Origin of the sequence: Paraburkholderia piptadeniae (assembly GCF_900007165.1) — a bacterium.
GTDB lineage: Bacteria > Pseudomonadota > Gammaproteobacteria > Burkholderiales > Burkholderiaceae > Paraburkholderia > Paraburkholderia piptadeniae.
Genome location: NZ_CYGY02000062.1, coordinates 1 through 17,069, shown reverse-complemented (window position 1 = coordinate 17,069; position 17,069 = coordinate 1). Strand labels below are relative to the sequence as shown.

Here is a 17,069-nt window from a genome sequence, read left to right as displayed (position 1 = left end):
GCCGATCAGCCGTTCACGCAAGCCACCGTTCGAAGCGCTATCACGAACGCGCTGCCACGCGCCGTAACAGCGCATAAACGCAAAAGCGAATCAGTGGATCAGCGCTCGATCCACTCGGTCCACAGCACCATCAGCACCGTCATCAGCGCGGGGCCGACGAACAGACCCAGCAGGCCGAACGTTTCCGCGCCACCGAGAATCCCGAACAGTACCAGCAGAAACGGCAACCGCGTCGAATTGCCGATCAGCATAGGGCGCACGAAGTGCTCGGCCACGAACACGACGATAAAGCCGAACACGGCAAGCACAATCGCCGGGACGATCGTCCCCTGGATGATGAAGAGCCACAGCGCCGCGCCGCAGAACACGACGGGGGCGCAAAACGGCAGCATCGCGGCGATCGCTGTGATGAATCCGAGCAGTGCTGCGTGCGGCACGCCCGTCAACATGTATGCGACGAAAAGCAGTGCGCCCTCGCCGATGCCGACCACGACGAGCCCCGACACCGTCCCGCGCACGGCCGACGCCATCCGCTCGACGAGATGCTGGCCTTCGTGGCCGAACGCGCGCTGGACGCCCTTCATCAGCGAGCCGGACAGCCTCGGGCCTGCCTGGAAGATCACGAACAGCGTGACGAGCATGAAGCCGAACAGCATCAGCGCATGCGCGGCTCGCGCGCCGAAATGCCGGCCGAACGTCACGACGGCGTCGCCGTGCAGGCCTTTCATCGCGGGCGAGTCGCGCAGCGGCTGCGCGAGATTCGCCTCCCACCACGCGCCGATCTGCGCCGCGCCGAACGGCAGATGCTGCACGAAATCCGGCACGGGAACGCCGTTCTCGTGCACAGTGCGTAACCACTCGATCACATCGTGCGCTTCGTTGGCGGCCTGCGCGATGCCGATCCCGACGGGCAACAGAAACAGCAACCCGATGACGATGGTCAGCACGGTCGCGATCAGCGTCGTGCGTCCCTTGAAGACGTCGTGTTGTTCGACCCGATGAAATGCCGGCCACAGTGCAATCGCGATCACGCAAGCCCACGCGATCGCGGGCACGAAATCGCGTATCACCCAGATCGCCAGCACCACCATCACGGCATAGAGCGTGGCCGAGGCCACGCGCTGCATCTTTCGGCGATCGGGCGTGTCGGTCCCGGATGGGACATCTGGCGGACGTTGATTCATGTGACCTCGTAGAATGAGCGGACTGCATGGGCTGCCCGCATGAGCCGCCTGCGCGCTCAAAGATAGCGCGAATAGATGACGGACCCGGATGACGGACCCGGCACGGACCATCGGCGGCAAGCACGCGGGATACCTGCTTCGAGCCTGCCGCCTGCGCGCCGCTCGCCTGTCGAGGCGCACATCATAAGGGATGCCGCGCACGCCCATCCACGCCGCCCAGCGATCCCGCCCTTTTCCGCCACTGATACAACAGTTCGTTGCAGATTTGCGTGTAATGGCGATTACGGCCCGCAAAGCGGCCTATTACCGTCCGCGTACATACCCGCCATCTGATTATTGCGGAATCGGGAACAGTGTTTCTACGCAGGCACAATGGCTCTCACGCGCGCGCGGGACTAAATTCGGCACACACCACAACTACGGAGCCGACCATGACGACCTTGGAGTGTTTACCGTTGATGGGCGCCGACGGGTTGCGCATCGAGATACTCGAGCACTCTGACACAACGCTAATCATTCGCTGGATCGAGCCGGGCCGCTGTCACTACGGCGAGCAGCGCTGGCGCCGCCGCTCGGCGCACTCGTCCGGCACCTGCGCCGTATCGCGCCGCAAGATCCGCCGCGGCGACGCCGTCTTCAAGCCGGCCGAGCGCCCGGCTCCCGCCAATGCATCCGCGATGATCGCGGCCGAAGTGCTCGAACACGCGCTCGCGGCGGAAGAACTCGAACACGCGCTCGCCGCATAACCGAGGTTTCTGGCAACAATCGAACGCAAAGGGTTCCTGGGCAGAACGAGCGGCATAGCACGCGAAAGGATCGCGTGCGACAGGCTGTTGTTGCATCTGCTAGCCCGCTGCGTGGTCGGCCAGGAAGCGGCACACCTCGCCATGCATCCATCGCACGCCGGGACTCGTCGCCAGCGCGCGCCACGAGCCGTGCACAAGGCCCTTGCCGACGGGCGCATGCGCTTGCCCGCCCGCCGCGCGGATGCGTTCGGCGAACACGCGCGCATCGTCGCGCAACGGATCGTGCTCGACGCCGATCGCAAGCGTCGGCGGCAATCCATCATAACGTGATGCTTCGAGCGGAATCGTCCACGCTATACGCGCAGAAACGCTCGCGCGCATGCCGCCGATGCTGCCGTTCGCTCCGTCCGCTCGATCCGCTTCGTTGCCCGCCTCATCGCCCCAATACAACGCGCTGTAGCGCCGCACGTCGGCGAGCGTGAGCATCGGCGCTTCGGCTTCCGTCTCGCGCGCGGGCGATTGCGGTTCGACACCGAGCATCGGATAAACCAGCGCGAGACCGCGTACGCCCTTCACCCCTTCGTCGCGCAACCGCATCGCAACACTCGCCGCGAGCGTCGCGCCCGCGCTGTCGCCCGCGAGTTGCAGCGACGTCGGCAGCGGACCGAACGGCAAGCGCCCATCGAGCGCGGCGCGCGTGACGGCAAGGCAATCGTCGTGAGCAGCGGGCGCGGGATGTTCAGGCGCAAGCCTGTAATCGACGGCGATTAGGCACAGGCCCGTATCCGCCACGATGCGCGCAGTGATCAATTCGTGACTCGCGAGCGAGCCGACCACGAATCCCCCGCCGTGAAAATAGAGCACCGTGCCCGGCGACCGCTCGCACCGCTCACGTTGGGCAGGCGCATACAGGCGCAGCATGCAAGTGTGTCCATCGGGCGACGTGAACGGCGCATCGTGCGCGCGCACGCCATCGGGCAATGGCGGCGTGAATGCGGCGGCGAGACGCTCGTACATCGCCCGCTGCTCGACGACCGTCGATGCCGAGCGGTCGCCCGGATAAAGCGCTTTCGTCCGTTCGACGAATGCCACGATTTCAGGTTCGAGCATGACGTGCACTCCGTTTGTGCGTTGCCCGATTATGCCTGCGAATGCCGACGCATCACTTGCGGGTCTGCGCAGGCAAACCGATCACACGGCCGGCGTATTGCGCAGGGGGCAACGCGGCTTGCGCATCGACGAGCGCACGCACGCGCGCCTCGACATCGCTGTCGAACACAGCGGAACGCGGCCCGCTCGTATCGACGTGCAGCAGCATCTGTTCGCCCGCCGCGACGGGTTCGCCGCCGTCATCCGCGAACATTTCGACGTAGAGGTGCATGCGCTTTGCGTCGTGCGCGAGCACGCGCATCTCGACTCGCACTTGCGCGCCTTCCTTGATTTCGTGCAGATAGTTGATGTGCGCTTCGAGCGTATAGATCGAGCGGCCGCGCGCCTTGCGCACGGAGTCGTCGAGACCGATCTGATCGATCAGCGCATCGGTGGCGAAGCTGAAGATCAGCATATAGAACGCGTCGCGCAGATGGCCGTTGTAGTCGACCCATTCGGCGCGCACGACGTCGTGATACGCAGGCAGTTCCGCGTGTCGCGGCATGGCGATTGTCTCCGTCGCGTTGAACGATGTTCGTGCGCGCGGGGCATCTCGCACCGATGCCCCGCGCGTGCAGCCATATTACGCGACGTTATTCGTCGGGATGCAAGCCGTGCCGCGCTTTCGCGTCGGCGATCGCGGACAGCACGTTCGTGATGCAGTCGTCGCGATAGCGTTCCAGCTGCTTGATCGAGCGCGGACCGAGCTGCTCCGCCGTGCCCTCGACGACGCGATCGATCAGCCCATCCGTCAGCTTCGGCGCGACGAGCTTGGTCCACGGCAATTCGAGCGCGGGCCCGAATTGCTGCATGAAATGGCGCATGCCCGCGTCGCCGCCTGCAAGCGTATATGTGAGGAAGGTCCCCATGAACGACCAGCGGATGCCCGCGCCAAAGCGGATCGCATCGTCGATTTCGCCCGTCGTCGCGACGCCTTCGTCGACGAGATGCAGCGCCTCGCGCCATAGCGCTTCGAGCAAACGGTCGGCGATAAAGCCGGGCACTTCCTTGCGCACATGCAGCGGCCGCATGCCGAGCGAACGGTAGATGCCCGATGCCGCATCGATGGTCGAAGGCGCCGTGCACCCGCCGCCCACCACTTCGACGAGCGGCAACAGATACACGGGATTGAACGGATGCCCGACGATGCAGCGCTCGGGATGCAATGCACGTGCATAGAAGTCGGTCGGCAACAGCCCCGACGTCGACGACGCGATGATCGCATCCGGCTTCGCCGCGCGGCTGATCTGCTCGTGCAGCGCGAGCTTCAGCTCTTCGCGCTCGGGCGCGCTCTCCTGAATGAAGTCGGCATCCGCGACGCACGCCTCGATCGTCGTCACGAAACGCAGGCGATCCTGCGAAGCACCTTCTGCAAGCCCGACGCGTTCCAGCGCGGGCCACGCGTTCGCGACGTTGTCGCGCAACTGTTTCTCCGCGCCCGGAGCCGGGTCCCACGCAACTACGTCGAGCCCGTGCGCGAGCGCGCGCGCAACCCAGCCGCTGCCGATCACGCCAGCGCCGATTGCCGCAAATGTCTTGATGTTGGTGATGACTGCCATTGCCGACGATCCTCTGTAATTGTGCAAAGCCTTATCTGAACTTCACGCGAACTGTTCGACGGCGCGCTTTTCGAGCAGCCGTTCGCCGCGCGCCGGCAAGCCGAGCTTCTTGCGACCTTCGGCGGGCGTGAGCGCGCGGCCGCCCAATCGCTCGATGATCTCGACCGCACGCGTGACGAGCGAACCGTTGCTCGCGGGAACACCCTTGTCCAACCAGATGTTGTCTTCGAGACCGACGCGCACGTGGCCGCCCAGCAGCATCGCTTGCGCGACCATCGGCATCTGCATGCGCCCGATGCCGAAGCCCGCCCATTGCGCGCCGCCCGGCAAGTTGTCGACCATCGCTTTCATCGTCGTCGTATCGGCGGGCGCGCCCCACGGAATGCCGAGACACAACTGGAACAGCGGCGGCGCATCGAGCAGCCCTTCCTTGAGCAATTGCCTGGCGAACCACAAATGACCCGTATCGAAGATCTCCAGTTCGGGCTTTACGCCCAATTCCTGAATGCGCTTTGCGCCCGCACGCAATTGAGCGGGCGTCGATACGTAGATATAGTCGCCGTCGCCAAAATTGAGCGTGCCGCAATCGAGCGTGCAGATCTCCGGCAACAGTTCTTCCACGTGCGCAAGACGCGTCAGCCCGCCCACGAGATCGGTATTCGCGCCGAAGCGCATCGGATCTTCGCCGGGCCCGATCTCCAGATCGCCACCCATGCCCGCCGTCAGATTGATGATGACGTCCGTGTTCGCCGAGCGAATGCGGTCGACGACTTCCCGATACAGATTCGGGTCGCGGCTGCCGCGTCCCGTTTTCGGATCGCGCACATGGCAGTGCGCAACCGTAGCGCCCGCTTTCGCGGCTTCGATCGCCGCATCGGCGATCTGTTTCGGCGTGACGGGAATGGCGGGATGCTTGCCGACGGTGTCGCCTGCACCCGTGACGGCGCAGGTCACGATCACTTCATGGTTCATGCGTGCAAATTCCTGTTAGAACTAAAGAGTCGGAATGGAAAGTACTTGTCGCATCTAAAGACCGAGCTTTAGGAGTCGAGCCTTAAAAACATTCGCTTAAAGACCCAGATAAGCCTTGACGGCGGGCAAACCGTCCTTGCCGTCATACGTCTTTACGCCGGCCAGCCATTGATCGAGCACTTGCGGGTTCTGTTTCAGATAGGCCTTCGCGACATCGGAAGGCTTCTCCTTCTTCATCACCGACTGCATCACGACGTTTTCAATTTGCGTCGTAAAGCGAAGATTGCTGACAAGCTTTCCGGCATTCGGGCAACGCGTCAGGAAGTCGGGCGACGTCAGCGTGTAGACGCGCGCTTCACCGTCGTTGGGACCGAATACGCCTTCGCTGCCGCTCAGGTACTTCATGTCGATCTGAATGTTCATCGGATGCGGCTGCCAGCCGAGAAAAACGACCCATTTCTTCTCGCGCACCGCACGCTCGACAGTGACGAGCATGCCCGCTTCACTCGATTCGACCAGCTTGAAACCGCCGAGACCGAACTGATTGGTCGCAATCATCTTCTGGATCGCGGCATTCGCGCTGCTGCCCGGCTCGATGCCGTAGATCTTGCCGTCGAGTTCCGCGCGATGCTTTGCGATATCGGCAAAGGTCTTGAGTCCCGCGTCGTATTCATAGGTCGGCACGGCAAACGTGGCTTTCGCACCCGTCAGATTCGGCGGCTGCAATACGTTGATCGATTTCGACTCGACGAACGGCGCGATCGCTTTTTCCTGCACGGGCCACCAGTATCCGAGCGAAACGTCGAGCTGCTTGCTCTTCAGTCCGGCAAATGAAATCGGCACCGAGGCCACCGTCGTCACGGGCTGATAACCGAGCCCTTCGAATACCGTCGACGCGAGCGCCGTCGTCGATGTGATATCGGTCCAGCCGATGTCGGCGAAATGGACGGCGCGGCAACTCGGCGGGTCCTGCGCGAGCGCGGGCTGCGACAGCGTCGCAAGAAGGCCCGTGACAAGGCCGGCAATACATGCGGTAACGACTTTGATGCGCAACTTCATGACGATCCCCTTCGACACGATTCGCAGCGTGTCCTGTAACGCCCACGATATGGGCGGCTAGTGAGACGACCCGAAAACAACTGGTGTGAAGCAAAGGTACAGGCCCATATTTCCCCAAAATCGACCGCCAGCGACCCGTTCTTGCTTGCGCGCGACCATGAGGGAAAACCAGCATGCAACTTGCTGTGCGCGCGGTCTGCGCTCATTTGTGCGCCGCGCAATCGCGACGCGCGATTTTTGGCGCGGCTTGCCGCATAGCATGGCACTTGCTACGCTCGCCGGATTCGACGAATCCGCTTCACCTGAGATCGAGAAGATCGAGCGATGCCCGAAGACATTTCGTTTCTGCTGCTGCCGGGCTTTTCGGCCATCGGCTTCATGTCGGCCATCGAGCCTTTGCGCGTCGCGAACCGCTTTCGCGAGAACCTGTATCGCTGGCACATACTGAGCGTGGACGGTGCGCCCGTCGCCGCGAGCAACGGCATTTCGCTGAATGCGGAAAGCGCGTTCGGCAATGTCGACCACGCGCAAACGGTCTTCGTCGTCGCGGGTTTCGAGCCGCTTGTGTGCTATAGCCGTGCGCTCGGCGACTGGCTCAAGCGTCTCGACCGCGCGCACGCGACGCTCGGTGGCATCGATACAGGCGCGTTCATCCTCGCGGAAGCGGGCCTGCTGCGCCCAACCGACAGCGTGACCTTGCATTGGGAAGCGCTCTCCGCGTTTCGCGAGCGCTATCCCACCGTCGAGGCGAGCGAAGAGCTATTCGAAATCGGCGAGCGGCGCATTACGTGCGCGGGCGGCACGGCATCGATCGACATGATGCTCGACCTCATTTCGCGCAGTCACGGCGCGGCGCTCGCTTCGTCGATCTCCGAGCAGTTCGTGGTGAGCCGCATACGTCAGCGCTCCGATCATCAGCGAATGGAAATTGCCGCGCGTTATGGCGTGCACAACCGCAAGCTGATTCAGGTGATCGGCGTGATGGAACAGAATATGGAAGAGCCGCTGACACCCGCCGACCTTGCGCAGGAAATCGGCGTCACGCGAAGACAGCTGGAACGGCTCTTCTGCTCGTCGCTCAAGGACACGCCGACGCATTTCTATCTGCAATTGCGACTCGATCGCGCGAGAGAGCTTTTGCGGCAAACGGATATGTCGATTACGGCGATCTGTGTCGCGTGTGGCTTCGAATCGCCATCGCACTTCTCGCGCACGTATCGGGCGCGGTTTGGAGCAAGCCCGCGCGATGATCGCAGGCCGGTACGTTCCAGTGCTGGCGGAGTGGTGAGTACGACGCGGGAGAATGCTTTGCCTTGAACGGGACGTATGTCCGCGACGGTCTAAAAGACCGCAGAAGGCCGTCGCGGGAAAATGAAATTAGAAGGAGTGCCTCATGCCGATTCGCACATCGGCTTGCGTCGTTGTCGTCGATGGTGTGAAGCTATAACCAATCACGGCATCGACGCCGTTTGAAGCCTTCAGATAGTCACCCGAGATATACAGGTCCGTCCGCTTCGACAGCAGATAATGTGCGCCGAGCGAGCCCTGATTCCAGTGATGACCTTCGAAGTTCGTGTACTGATAACCGCCGATCACGCTGAACGCCGGTGTGACCTGCCAGTCCGCGCCGCCTTCCGCGACCTTCATGTGTGACGTGACGCCGAGCCCCTTGATCGTCGTGTAGCTGAAGTTGCCCATCAGCGTCACGTTGCCGATCGCATAGCTCGAACCCACGCCGAACGTGCCCTGCTTATCGACGGGGAAGGGATTGCTAGAAAAGAGATCTGTTCGGGCACCGGTCGCCGGATCGACGGTCACCACAGGCTGGCCCAGAAACGTATGCACGCCGAGCATCGCGTACGGGTCGAACGCATAGATGCCGTGCGGATTGTTCAACTGCGTATAAGCAGTGCCAACCGTAAAGGATCCATTCGCATAGTGCGCGCCGACGCTCCATGCGCTGTCCTGATGGAAATTGCCCGCGACATTGCCGAACGAGTACATGCCGCCAAATATGAAGCCCGCGAATTCATTCGACAGGAACTTCACCGAGTTGGGCAGACGATCCCCGTTGAACCGGTCGAAGTCGCCCTGGTGAATTGCATAGCCGCTCGCCCACGCAGAAACGTTGTATGTGGTCAGAATCTCGTTCGTCATATCCAGCTGATTGCCGAACGACAGCGTGCCCCACTGGTTCTTGATACCCACATAAGCCTGGCGCCCGAACATCGTGCTGCCGAAGCCCAATTGACCATTGCCGAGGTGAAAGCCATTCTCAAGTGCGAATACCGCCTGCAAACCGCCGCCCAGGTCCTCCGTTCCTTTGATGCCGAAGCGGTTGCCATACGAGACGCCATCGTCGAACTTGACCACGTGCGAGCCGCCGGTGTTGTTCACGTAAGTGATGCCCGCGTCGATGATCCCATACAGCGTGACGCTACTTTGTGCGTGACTCGCGTTCGAAACTCCGGCGAGCGCGAACGCGACGCCTGTCAGTGCTGCGGCATTCAGCTTTTTCATTGTGTCGTTCTCTCTTGCCTGACTATGAGGATATAGGGGTATAGGAATGCGAAGCGAGCTCCGCGTCGTGTGCCAATTGCACGACGATCAACGCACAGTACAAATCCATATTTCGAGCAACTCGACCAAACACGACACACTTTGGTCTGGCAGCGACATGCGCGATAAAACAAAAGCGCGCGTTCTATTGCAGAACTACGCGCCTCTATTCGAGTGCCGAAAATGCCGCTTTAGTGAATACCGAGTTGCGCCTGCACGGCCTGCAATCCGTCGCTGCCGCTCGTGGTCGTCACGCCTTTGAGCCATGCGCCTAACAATGCGGGGTTGCCCTTCAGCGCATTCATCGCTGCCGTATTCACATCGACCTTGTTTTGCAGCACATTCGTAATGATCTGGTTTTCCATGTCGACGTTGAACGTCATCTGCTGAAAGAGCTTCGCCAGATTCGCGCACTGCCCCGCAAAGCCCGCGCGCGTGACCGTATTCACCGTCGCGCCGCCGTAGTTCGGGCCAAAATATGCATCGCCGCCTGACAGATAGGTCAAATGGAACTTCGTGTTCATCACGTGCGGCTCCCACGCGAGGAAGACGATCCACTGCTTGTCGCGTACCGCGCGCTCGACCTGCGTGAGCATGCCTGTTTCGCTCGATTCGACGATCTTCCAGTCGCCGAGTCCGAACGCCTTGTCGGCGATCATCTTCTTGATGTTCTGATTGGCGGGCGCGCCCGGCTCGATGCCATAGATCTTTCCGTTAAACTGATCGGCATGCTTGATGAGATCGGCGAACGAATGAACGCCCGCTGCTGCGACATAATCCGGCACGGCCAGCGTGAACTTCGCGTTGACCAGATTCGCGTGCAGCACGTCGATCGAATGATCGTCGACGAACGGCTTCACGAGCGGACCTTGCGCGGGCATCCAGTTGCCGAGAAACACGTCGATCTGCCCTTTCTTCAAGCCCTGATACGTGATCGGCACGGATAGATTCGACACGTTCTGCTGATAGCCCAGCGCCTTGAGCAGTACGCCTGCCACGGCGTTCGTCGCGTCGATGTCGGTCCAGCCGGGATCGGCCATGCGAACCTGCGTGCAACTTTGCGGCTCCGCGGCATGCGACGATCCCGTCAAGGCTGTGCCGAATGCCGCGAGCGTCAGCGCGGCCTTCACAAGCGAACTTCTCCAGTGTCTGTTCATCGTGTGCTCCCGTAGTGAGTTAGTCGTGTTCCGTCGACTTGCATCGCGTATGACATCAGCGCGCGACAACGCGCGGATAGCGCGCCATCGCTTCGAGCGTGTCGAGTTCGATGTGATTGCGCACGTAGCGCTGGCTCGCGTCCGTGAATGGCTGCCAGTCCCACGAGCGGATCACGCCTTGCGTAGTTGCTTCGAAATGAAAGCGCCTGCGCCGCTGGCTCGCGAGCACCGATCGATGCAGCGCGGGCACGTCCCAACGCTGTTCGATTTCCTTGCGAAATGCGTCGACCAGTGCCGCCGCCGCAGGCTCTTGCGCAAGATTCACGCGCTCGTGCGGATCGTCCGCGAGGTCGTAAAGCTGATCGGGATCGACGGGCGTATGAATGAACTTGTACCTGCCTCGGCGAATCATCAGCAGCGGTGCAATCGCGCCTTCCGCGAAGTACTCGACGATCGCTTCGTCGTGCCCGCCGTCGTCGTGCAGATGCGGCACCAGGCTGCGTCCGTCGATGGGATCGGGCCATTCGCTCCCGCGCGCGCCCGTCGCCATTTCGACGAGCGTCGGCAGCAGATCGACATGCGAAACAGACGCGGCCACGCGATGCGCGCGGTACTGCTTCGGCGCATGCACGATCAGCGGCACGCGCACGCCGCCTTCGAAGCACGTCATCTTGTACCAGAGCCCGCGCTCGCCGAGCATTTCGCCGTGATCCGACGTGACGATGACGATCGTGTCGTCGGCGAGCCCGGTTGCGCTGAGCGTATCGAGAATCGCGCCGAACTGGGCATCGACATACGACAGCGCGCCGTAATACGCATGCCGCGCGTCGCGAATCTGCTGGTCCGTCGGCGGCGTCAGGTCGGCCTCGTAGACATCGCGCAGGCGTTTCGAATGAGGATCGCTCTCTTCGCGCGTCAGCGTCACGCGCGGCATGTCGATCTGATCGTCGCCATAGAGGTCCCAGTACTGCAGCGGGATCGCATAGGGATCGTGCGGATGCGTGAGCGACGCGACCATGCAGAAGGGCCGCGTATCGCCGCCCGCCGCGCGCTCGCGCACGATGTCGTACAGCTTTTGACGCGCGGTGTACGTGACCTCGTCGTCGAAATCGAGCTGGTTCGTGCGCACGCACGGGCCCGCATCGAGCACCGAGCTCATGTTGTGATACCAGCTCGGCCGCACGTCCGGGTGTTCCCAATCCGGCACCCAGCCGAAATCGGCGGGATAGATGTCCGTCGTCAGCCGCTCTTCGAAACCATGCAACTGGTCGGGGCCGCAGAAGTGCATCTTGCCGGAAAGAATCGTCCGGTAGCCGGCAGCGCGCAGATAATGCGCGAACGTCAGCGTTTGCGCGGGCAATTCGGCGGCGTTATCGTAAGCACCGATTGCGGCGGGCAGCTTCCCCGCCATCATGGAAAAACGCGCGGGCGCGCACAGCGGGCTCGCGCAATATGCCGAGTCGAACACGACGCCTTCTTTCGCGAGTGCATCGATGCGCGGCGTCAGCGAAACCTGATTGCCGTACGCGCGCAGTGCAAACGGCGTCATCTGATCGGCCATCAGGATAAGGATATTCTGCTTTGTATTAAGGCTCATGGGCGGGGCGGATTAGAATCGGAGGATTGCGCTTCGTTGCGCGGCGACGCATCGACTTAATGACTCGCCGCATGCACGTCACTATTGCCGCTCATTAAAACGTTGTGAAGGCGGCGCACGCTTATCGGCCCATAAGGGAATGTTATGCCGGGACCAGACCGCCTTCCTCCGATGCAGACGCTCACGGCGTTCGAATCGGCCGCGCGCCTCGCGAGCTTCACGGCCGCCGCGCGCGAACTCGGCTCGACGCAGCCCGCCGTCAGCCAGCGCATCGTGCAACTCGAAGAAGAACTCGGCACGCCGCTCTTCGAACGCGGCCATCGCGGCGTGACGCTCACGCCGGAAGGCACGTTGCTGTATCAGGCCGTGCGCAGCGGCCTCGACACGATCCGCGAAGCCACAGCCGATATCCGCGCGCGCCGCGCCACGGGCTCGTTGACGATCCTCACCGATGCGGGCTTCGCGACCTACTGGCTGATGCCGCGCCTCGCGCGGCTGAACGCGTCGATGCCTGGCGTCAACGTGAAGATCGTCACGTCGCAACTCGGCTACGATCCGCACCGCGATCACGCCGACATCGCGATCGCGTTCGGCGACGGCCATTGGCCGCCCTGCACGTCGACGCGCCTTTTCCCCGAAGCGGTCACACCCGTCTGCTCGCCCGCGCTTCGCGACGCGCACCGGCCCGTCATGTGCGCGGAAGATCTCGCGCACCTGCCGCTGCTGCACGTGCAACCCACCGAGCCCGAACGCTGGCTCGCGTGGCACACGTGGTTCGCCGCATACGGGCTGCCCGAGCCGGAGCAAAGCCAGGGCATGATGTTCAACAGCTATTCGCTCGTCGTGCAGGCCGCGCTGATGGGCCAGGGCGTCGCATTGGGCTGGACGCCCCTCACCGACGAGCTCATCGCGTCGGGCCAGCTCGTGCGCCTGCTGGAAACGCCCGTCACCACGGAGCGCGGCTACTACCTCGTCTGCCCGCCCAGCCGTCCCGCGCCCGCCGCCGTGCCGCTTTTCCGGCGCTGGCTGTTCGACGAACTGGTCCACGTGATCGAGCACGCGCACGCCTGACGCTCCGATACTACGAGCACGGCGCATCGGTTCTATGCGCGCGCAAATTGGGCTGATTTACTTGATCATCCCGCTTGCCGCGCCGCGATGCGCTGCACGACGTTTGGCACGGCCATGCGGGAATCCCACATCGAAATACAGAGGACTCGCATGCCCGCCACCGATCGCCCCAAACAGTTCGCGCTGACCCTTTCGTGCCCGAGCGCCGCCGGCCAGGTCGCCGCCGTCGTCGGCTTTCTCGATCGGCACCATTGCTATATCGACGAGCTGACCGTGTTCGACGACGACATCAGCTCGCGCTTTTTCGTGCGCTGCGTGTTTCATGGCGTGGCAAGCGAGAGCGCGCCCGTGTCCGCGTTGCAGATCGACACGTTGCGCCGCGAGTTTCACCCGATCGCCGCCGATTTCGACATGATGTGGTCGATGCACGACCTCGACGCGCGGCCCAAGGTGCTGATCATGGTGTCGAAACTGGAGCACTGTCTCGCCGATCTGCTGTTCCGCTGGCGCATGGGCGAACTGAAGATGGACATTGTCGGCATCGGGTCGAATCATCCCGACTTCGAGCCGCTTGCCGTGCAACACGGCCTGCCGTTTCATCATTTCCCCGTGACGGCCGAAAAGCGTGCGCAACAGGAAGCGCAGATTCTCGATCTGTTCGAATCGAGCGGCGCCGAATTGATGATTCTCGCGCGCTACATGCAGATCTTGTCCGACGAAACGAGTCGCAAGCTCGCAGGCCGCGCGATCAATATCCATCACTCGTTCCTGCCCGGCTTCAAGGGCGCGCGGCCGTATCACCAGGCGCATGCGCGCGGCGTCAAGCTGATCGGCGCGACGGCGCACTTCGTCACCGACGATCTCGACGAAGGCCCCATCATCGAACAGGAAGTGCAGCGCGTCGATCACTCGTACGGACCGGAGCGCATGCTCGCCGTGGGCCGCGACGTCGAGTGCATCACGCTTGCGCGCGCCGTGAAGGCGTTCGTCGAGCGGCGCGTGTTCATCAATGGCGATAGAACCGTCGTGCTTTAAAGGTCTTTTCAACGCTTTCGAAACGAGCGCGCCAAAAAGCAAAAAGCCGCCGCGTTGCAATAGCAAACGCGGCGGTCAATTGACGTTAAAGAATCAGAAGAACGGTTTCGCGAGATAGTGCGAGAACCACACGACGAACACCGCGAGCAACAACGCGCCATACGGCAGCAAGCCCCGCAGGCCAGCGGGCCGCACGCCGCCCCGCCACTCCATGTCCTGCGCCATGCGCACCGGAAACCGCCCGCGGTCTTGCCAGTAATGACGGAACATGAACACGGGCACGATCAGCAGCATCGCGATCAGACCATTGCGCATCGTGCCGACGCCCTGAAGATCCGCGCCTGCGCCGATGAACGCGAGATCCAGATAGCCGCACAGCGCGCCCGCCGCGAGCAGCCACGTCGGGCAGCGGAAAGGACGGTCCGCGTCAGCGCGATCCAGCCGGTGAATCCAGCCCGATTGCAGGTTCAGGAACACGAAGATCATGTAGCAGACGTTCGAGATCGACAGCACCGTCATGTAGTCCGACATCAGTAGCAGGACCAGGTTGAATCCGAGGTCGGTCCACATTGCGCGCGTCGGCGCGCCGTGCTCGTTGACGTGCGACAGGTACTTCGGCAGCCAGCCGTCGACGGACGCCTGATAGAGCGTGCGCGACGAGCCCATCATCGACGTCATCACGATCAGCAGGATCGTCAGCATTAGCATGATCACGACCACGTCGAACACGACCGCGCCGCCGCCGACCATATGCGCCATGGCCGCGGCCACGCCCGTGCCGTCCGCGATCTTCGGATCGAGCATGCCCTTCGTGCCCAGCACGCCCTGGAACGCGAGCGGCACGAGCGTCATCACGACCAGGCAGGCCATGCCGGACCAGAAGATGGCCTTCACGGTATCGGTGCGTGGATTGCGGAACTCACGCGTATAGCACACAGCCGTTTCGAAGCCGTACGCGGCCCAGCCCGCCATGAACATCGCGCCGAACGCCATCGTGATGCCCGAGCCGTTCCACGAGCCGAACGTCGAGGCCGTGAGATTGCCCTGCGCGTCGTGCCCGAGCGGCATCAGCGGCCACAGATGCGCGGCGGGCACATCGCCTGTCACGAACGGCACGATGCCGACGATCAGCAGCGGCGCCAGCGAAGCGATGCCCAGAATGCGCTGCGTCTTCGCGGCCTTCGATGCACCGCTATGCTGAAGCTTGAACGTGATGAGCAGGAAGATCGCCGCGACGATGAACGTCGCGTTGATGCGCAGCGAAAGCCCCTGCTTGATAAAGCCGAGATCGAGCAGCGTCAGGCGCCACGTGTTGATCGCGGCATCGGGCGCATAGAGACTCGAGAGCGCGTAATTGGCGGCAAGCCCGGTGCCCAATGCCAGCATCGGCGACCACGCGAGCCAGTTGCACCACACCGAAACGGGTGCGATGGTCTTGCTGTAGCGTACCCAGGCCATCGCGCCATACACGGACGCGCCGCCCGACTTGTGAGGGAAAAGCCCTGAAATTTCGGCGTAAGTGGCGCTTTGAATGAGGCCCATCAGGATCGCCGCGACCCAGATGGCCCATGCCGGCTGACCGATCGTCGCCGATACGCCGCCGATCGTGAACAGCACGCCGCCCGGCACGCCGCTCGTCACCCAGAATGCGTCTTTCCATGTGAGGCCGCGTTGAAGCGAATGGCCTTCATGTGCGGCGCCGTCCGCTGCGCCTTCGATACTGCGCGTGCGCAGTCCTGTCTGATCCATCCAGAGTCTCCTTTATAGGGGCCTGCGCGCTGGCTGGAACACAAACAACCGGATACAACATCAGCAATGCGGATGCGCGCGCAGCGCATCCGCACCACCGTAAAACGCTCGTCAGAACGCGTTAGAGAAGGACGGTTATTGTGCTCCGCCCAGCCAGCTGTTCACGCGGTCGCCATGTGCGGAGATCCACGATCCGGCTGCATCGGCAGGCTTGGCGCCGTTCTCCGTCGCCAGCATCACGCTGTCGATTTCGCCCGGCTTCCATTGAAATTTCTTCAGAAACGCGACCACTTGAGGAGCCTTCGTATCGAGACCCGGATTGACGACGCTGTCGACATGCTCGGCTTCGCCATACACCTTCTTCGGGTCTTCGAGGAACTTCAGCTTCCACTTTGCAAACATCCAGTGCGGTATCCACCCCGTGACGATCACAGGCTTATTGGCATTCATCGCGCGCGCGAGTTCCGCTGTCATTGCACTGCCCGAGCTCGGCATCAGCTGGTAATCGAGGTTGTAGGCCTTGATCGCATCCGATGTTTTCTTCATCACGCCCGCGCCCGCGTCGATCCCGACGATACGTCCGCCGAAGTCCGCCTTGTGCGCTTCGAGATCCGAGATGCTCTTCTCCGGCACGTCGGCGGGCACGATCAGGCCGATCTTCGCATCCGTATAGTTGGCGCCGAGGTCCTGCACCTTGCCCTTGAACTGATCCCAGTACGCGCCGTGCGTGATGGGCAGCCACGCGGACAGCGTCGCGTCGAGGTCGCCGCGCGCGACGCCCTGCCACATGATGCCGGCTGCGACGGGCACGAGCTGTACGGGATAACCCAGGCGCTTCTCGATGATCTGCGCGGCAACGTTCGACGTCGCGACGCTGTCGTCCCAGCCTTCGACGTAACCGATCTTGATCGTCGGCTTGGTGTCCGCGGCTGCCGTTCCCATGGCGCTCATCGTTGCGATCAGCGCCCCGCACAACATCAGTTTCTTCAGGTGCTTCATGGTCGATCTCCTTGTGTCCGCACGCGCGGTATAGCTTTTAGAATCGCCAACCAGAATGCATGAGGTGGTCGGCTTTGCGACGTTTACTTGTCTATATGCGACGTTCTTGTTTTTTTGTCTGCGACTGCTTTGTTGCTCTTATCGCGAGCATCCGCGAATGCGTTGGTTCTCTTTGCCCTTTGCGCTGGCATCCGCGATGCGCCTCGCGGCGCGGACGTTGCCCCTGTGCGGGG

Annotated in this window: 15 protein-coding genes; 4 read left to right on the top strand and 11 right to left on the bottom strand. The window is 62.4% G+C overall.

Annotation, left to right across the window (positions count from 1 at the left end; all coding sequences use genetic code 11):
* Positions 1 to 98: 98 nt before the first annotated feature.
* Positions 99 to 1,184, bottom strand: a complete 1,086-nt coding sequence (locus BN2476_RS29825) for an AI-2E family transporter (protein ID WP_087737816.1) — start codon at positions 1,182 to 1,184, stop codon at positions 99 to 101.
* Between the two features lie 431 nt (positions 1,185 to 1,615).
* Between BN2476_RS29825 and BN2476_RS29820 the strand changes: the two genes are divergently transcribed.
* A complete protein-coding gene (locus BN2476_RS29820; protein WP_087737815.1) occupies positions 1,616 to 1,930 on the top strand; it encodes a DUF3331 domain-containing protein in 315 nt (104 codons plus the stop codon).
* A gap of 99 nt (positions 1,931 to 2,029) precedes the next feature.
* Here the strand turns inward: BN2476_RS29820 and BN2476_RS29815 are convergent, their stop codons facing one another.
* The 5 genes from BN2476_RS29815 to BN2476_RS29795 all read right to left on the bottom strand — a co-directional run bounded on the left by BN2476_RS29815 (position 2,030) and on the right by BN2476_RS29795 (position 6,669).
* Entirely contained in the window at positions 2,030 to 3,040 is a 1,011-nt protein-coding gene (locus BN2476_RS29815; RefSeq protein ID WP_087737858.1) for an alpha/beta hydrolase, read from the bottom strand.
* Between the two features lie 52 nt (positions 3,041 to 3,092).
* A complete protein-coding gene (locus tag BN2476_RS29810; RefSeq protein ID WP_087737814.1) occupies positions 3,093 to 3,584 on the bottom strand; it encodes a thioesterase family protein in 492 nt (163 codons plus the stop codon).
* 88 nt (positions 3,585 to 3,672) lie between these two features.
* Positions 3,673 to 4,638: an L-carnitine dehydrogenase gene (locus BN2476_RS29805; protein WP_087737813.1), complete on the bottom strand. Its 966-nt coding sequence runs from the start codon at positions 4,636 to 4,638 to the stop codon at positions 3,673 to 3,675.
* Between the two features lie 42 nt (positions 4,639 to 4,680).
* Positions 4,681 to 5,610: a 3-dehydrocarnitine:acetyl-CoA trimethylamine transferase CdhC gene (gene cdhC, locus BN2476_RS29800; protein WP_087737812.1), complete on the bottom strand. Its 930-nt coding sequence runs from the start codon at positions 5,608 to 5,610 to the stop codon at positions 4,681 to 4,683.
* Between the two features lie 96 nt (positions 5,611 to 5,706).
* On the bottom strand, positions 5,707 to 6,669 hold the full coding sequence (locus BN2476_RS29795) for a choline ABC transporter substrate-binding protein (RefSeq protein ID WP_087737857.1): 963 nt from the start codon (positions 6,667 to 6,669) through the stop codon (positions 5,707 to 5,709).
* A 324-nt stretch (positions 6,670 to 6,993) separates the two neighbouring features.
* Here BN2476_RS29795 and BN2476_RS29790 point away from each other — a divergent pair, with 324 nt between their 5' ends.
* On the top strand, positions 6,994 to 7,986 hold the full coding sequence (locus BN2476_RS29790; protein WP_087737811.1) for a GlxA family transcriptional regulator: 993 nt from the start codon (positions 6,994 to 6,996) through the stop codon (positions 7,984 to 7,986).
* A 60-nt stretch (positions 7,987 to 8,046) separates the two neighbouring features.
* Here BN2476_RS29790 and BN2476_RS29785 read toward each other — a convergent pair whose 3' ends face one another.
* The 3 genes from BN2476_RS29785 to betC all read right to left on the bottom strand — a co-directional run bounded on the left by BN2476_RS29785 (position 8,047) and on the right by betC (position 11,982).
* The gene (locus BN2476_RS29785; protein WP_087737810.1) at positions 8,047 to 9,189 is read right to left on the bottom strand and encodes a porin; all 1,143 of its coding nucleotides are present in this window, start codon (positions 9,187 to 9,189) and stop codon (positions 8,047 to 8,049) included.
* Between the two features lie 230 nt (positions 9,190 to 9,419).
* Complete coding sequence (locus BN2476_RS29780; protein WP_087737809.1) at positions 9,420 to 10,385, bottom strand: choline ABC transporter substrate-binding protein; 966 nt, start codon at positions 10,383 to 10,385, stop codon at positions 9,420 to 9,422.
* A 55-nt stretch (positions 10,386 to 10,440) separates the two neighbouring features.
* The gene (gene betC, locus BN2476_RS29775; RefSeq protein WP_087737808.1) at positions 10,441 to 11,982 is read right to left on the bottom strand and encodes a choline-sulfatase; all 1,542 of its coding nucleotides are present in this window, start codon (positions 11,980 to 11,982) and stop codon (positions 10,441 to 10,443) included.
* Between the two features lie 144 nt (positions 11,983 to 12,126).
* Here betC and BN2476_RS29770 point away from each other — a divergent pair, with 144 nt between their 5' ends.
* Positions 12,127 to 13,053: a choline sulfate utilization transcriptional regulator gene (locus tag BN2476_RS29770; protein ID WP_087737807.1), complete on the top strand. Its 927-nt coding sequence runs from the start codon at positions 12,127 to 12,129 to the stop codon at positions 13,051 to 13,053.
* Between the two features lie 150 nt (positions 13,054 to 13,203).
* Positions 13,204 to 14,088: a formyltetrahydrofolate deformylase gene (gene purU / locus BN2476_RS29765; RefSeq protein WP_087737806.1), complete on the top strand. Its 885-nt coding sequence runs from the start codon at positions 13,204 to 13,206 to the stop codon at positions 14,086 to 14,088.
* A 93-nt stretch (positions 14,089 to 14,181) separates the two neighbouring features.
* Here purU and BN2476_RS29760 read toward each other — a convergent pair whose 3' ends face one another.
* Positions 14,182 to 15,837 carry a trimethylamine N-oxide permease gene (locus BN2476_RS29760; RefSeq protein ID WP_087737805.1) on the bottom strand — a complete coding sequence of 552 codons (1,656 nt, stop codon included), beginning with the start codon at positions 15,835 to 15,837 and terminating at the stop codon, positions 14,182 to 14,184.
* Positions 15,838 to 15,972: 135 nt separating this feature from the next.
* Entirely contained in the window at positions 15,973 to 16,836 is an 864-nt protein-coding gene (locus tag BN2476_RS29755) for a glycine betaine ABC transporter substrate-binding protein (RefSeq protein ID WP_087737804.1), read from the bottom strand.
* Positions 16,837 to 17,069: the final 233 nt, after the last annotated feature.